The organism is Methylobacterium sp. D54C, assembly GCF_053345595.1.
Genome location: NZ_JBKFAK010000070.1, coordinates 1 through 3502 on the forward strand (window position 1 = coordinate 1; position 3502 = coordinate 3502).

The window sequence follows — 3502 nt, forward strand, 5'->3', positions numbered from 1 at the left end:
GATCACCGCCCATTGCTCATCCGAGAGCCAGAACAGGTCCGCCATCACCGCCTCCAGGCCAGAAAACGGCCGCCTGGAATCATAAAACGACAGACCCTGCAACGGATTGGTTCGGTTCACACCCTAGCTGTGACCGCCATCTGCTCGACCGAGGCGCGGACGTAGGTCTGCACGGCGGCCGCCAAGGTTTCGGCCGCGCTGATCCCTTCCTTTCGCAGCGCATCGACGCCTCCATCGACCGCCCCGGCGACGGCGGCAGTCATGCGCGGGACGAATTCGTGCGCCCAAGAATCCGGACTGTTCGGCCAGTGCGGGTTCGGCTTCGTCCCCGCGGCTTCGCCCTTTGCGTTCGTGGGGCCCACGGCGCCCTCGATGAGCCCTTGCAGCCATGGGCGTCGTATCTTGGGACCCTCGCTGCCGATCTTCAGCATTTCGAACTCGGCGCTCTCAAGATTATCGACGCCCAGCCCCCACTCAGCGCCGACGGCACGTCGGGCGATCTCCTCCGCGGCATCGACCAAGGGCTGGATCGCCCGGGCCTCGATGCCGAGCTCCAGATGCGGCAGCAGATTGCGTGAGACGAGCGCGAATGCGAACGCTACCCGCTCGTCCTCGTCGATAACGGTCGAGAGTGCGGTCAGGAGCATCGCCCGGAAGACGGTGACCGGGGTTCCGGGGAAGAGGTTGCCATAGGTCGGCCAGTGGTTCGCAAGAGCAAGCCCTACCTCCTCGAATGCCGGCACGTTTCCAGGGGTTCGGGGATTGAGCGCCGCTACCGTCCAGGCAAGTGTCTTGTCCGGATCCTCGCGCAGCTTCTCCGCTAAGTCAGCAGCGGCAGAGCGCAACCGTTCCAGGCGGCTGTCGTCGGGTCCGATGGCTTCAAGAAGGCGATTGTTGAGGAAGGTCTGGAGAACGTCGATGGCCACGGCCGGGGGTCTCTGGGCGTCCGGGGAGCGAGCGCACCTTGTTCGAATACGCCGGCATGGGAACAGAACAGGAATATAGGTTCCCGAGATCGGGCTATGCTGTCAAGTCTGAGGGACCGCCTTTTCCCAGCCGAAGCTGGGTCCTGCATCAGTTTGATTCCGCCGTCCCACAATGCGTCCCGTATTAGCGGGGCGGCTGGAGATCAGCCGAGTGCATCCGTAGGGCGGAAGAGGGGGGAGGCCAGGATGCCCGGCATCTATTGAGGAGAAACGCTTGCCCTAGCCTTTTTACCTTCGGGAAACCTCCGGGCCCACGCCCTGCGTTGGAGGTGTGACTGGTGGTCGGACTAGGGCCTCGAACGCGGGCCTGTCCCACACCCATCCGCCGGACCATGGAAGCCGCGCGAGCGGCTCGACACCCCTGCCGGCCATCCAGTCTGGAACCTGCCGGACATGGAGGCCCAGGAGGCGGGCGGCCTCGCTGCCGGGCAGGCAGGCGCACCTGAACCGCTCGACCTCGCCCGCATCCAGGCCCCAACGTCCGCCGCCCCTTCTCAGCAAACCCGCGGCCACGAATTGGCGAAGTTGGCTCAGCCCGCCGCCTAGTAAGACGGCGGCTTCGGTGTCGGTCAGGTGGCTCTCGGCGTGCATGCGTCCGTCAGAGAGGTGTTCGCGCGACCAGACGAGTAGCTTGCCGGCCCCGAATTCGGCCACGGGCTGGATGCCAAGGGCCGCGAGCCGCAATCGTACGTCGGCCGGCTTGGACCCGAGCGCGGCCGCGATCTCGGGCGTGAAGGCGTAGCGCGCCTGGAAGCTCGCGAGATCGGCTACGGCGTGCCGCCTGAAGCGCGCTCCGTTCACTGGGAGGAAGCCGGCCTCGACGAGCTTGCACACCGTGAGCTCGATCGTCCCAAGCGCCAGCGCCGCCTCCCGGTCGCTCATCGGGACCGTGTCAGCTTCGGGGGCCGGTCCCGCCGATTCGACCAGGGCGTTAAATTGGCTGCGGTCGGCGAGGGCTACGTTCTCCACGAAGCTGGCGCGCGGCCGCCGGGACCAGCGCAGGTCCAGCCGCCCGTTGAGGATGGCCTCGACCAGGGCAGGCCACGGCATCCGCAAGCAGGCTCTCGCGCGGACTGCTCGGACGAGGCGCACGGCGGACGGGCCATCGGAGACGCGTGCCTCCAGCCGCTCGACCAGCGCGTCGAGCGAACTAAGCCTCAGGAACAGGCCCTCGCTCCTCAGGGCCGCAGCGGGCCCCGTCTCGACGTCGAGATGGCCACACTCTGCCAGCGCCCTGGTGGCCCAGAGCGGTATGCCGAGCCTGAGGGCCGCGGCGTCGTCCTCGATGAGGTCGCGCCTCGCCTTGTCGATCCGCGCGATCTCGTCGGCGCGGTAGAGGACCGGACCCGTCGGGGAATCCATCATCCTCACGACTGCGACGTCGGGCCTGGAGGCCAGTCCCCGGACGTCTACGGCCCTCATCCTGAGGCGGCGGGCCGCCTCCTTCTGCGTGATGTAGCCTTCGGGGACGAGGCCCCGCCGGAACCGGGCGAGACCAGCCGTGCGGCCCGCCAAGCCGGCCATGAAGACCTTGTTGCCCTCATCGAACGCCACTCGCGCCTCTTTGGGCAGGTCCTGGCTCCACGCCAGCAGGGCGAGGCTGCCGATCTCTTTGAGCATGCCGGTCGCGTTCGTCCGTGCCGCCGCTCCGGGCCTCATCCGGTCGGCGAGGTTGCAGTAGGCACGTGGCCAGGTGAGAAGCACGCGCGCGGCTTGCGCGAGGTTTTCCGGGTTCAGATCGCCCGCACCCTCCAAGCTTCCGAATTTCCGTTGGCCGATCCCGATGCGCCCCGGCTTGCCTGCCGCTGCCCGGGCAAGCGACAACCCTACCTCGAACATGTCACCGGGTGACAGCGCGGCGAATGCCGGGGCCACGGCCCGGCGCGCCCGGTCGCGCCGGGCGGGGTCGGGTTGGATGATATCCCCGAGGAACGTCAGGGCGGCTCCGTCCGAGACCTCCACGAGCGGTTGCGGATGGTCGCGGAGGTCGACGGTCGGATACCCATCCTCATCCACGCAGGCCTCGCAGTACTGGATGCCGGCGGTCCTGCGCCAGCGGAGATCGTTGCTGCAGACGGGGCAACGATGGATCAGGATCTCGCGGCTTTCCGGGCAGAACGACAGCGGACGCAGGTCCCACAGGGCGCGGTGGTGTGGCGAAGCCCTCAGCGATCGCGGCGAGACCCTCCGCCGGTAGGTCTCGCGGTAGGCCGCCCTGATCGGGGTGCCGAAGAAGTCGACGTAGACATGCCGGCGCCCGGGTAGCCGTACCTCGGCATGAAGCCGTCGCACGATCTCCTCAGGAGCGACCTTCAGGACGAAGGCGAGGTCGTGGGACGCGGCCACGCCGTCGACGGGCAAAGTCCGAGTTCGATAGGTGTCGATGTCGGCTAGGGCCTGTCGTCGCCTGAACCATCTGGCGCAGCACGCGTTTTGTGTCTCCGCTCTGAGGAGGGACGATGCTGAGCGACGCGCAATGGGCTGTTCTGGAGCCACTGGTCGAGGCTTGTCGGCCG

The 3502-nt window shown here is 67.6% G+C and carries 2 protein-coding genes; both read right to left on the reverse strand.

The window, feature by feature from the left end:
- Positions 1 to 116: 116 nt before the first annotated feature.
- Entirely contained in the window at positions 117 to 926 is an 810-nt protein-coding gene (locus ACLBYB_RS32450; RefSeq protein ID WP_447701333.1) for a GTPase-associated system all-helical protein GASH, read from the reverse strand.
- Positions 927 to 1214: 288 nt separating this feature from the next.
- Entirely contained in the window at positions 1215 to 3347 is a 2133-nt protein-coding gene (locus ACLBYB_RS32455) for a hypothetical protein (protein WP_447701334.1), read from the reverse strand.
- Between the last annotated feature and the right edge of the window lie 155 nt (positions 3348 to 3502).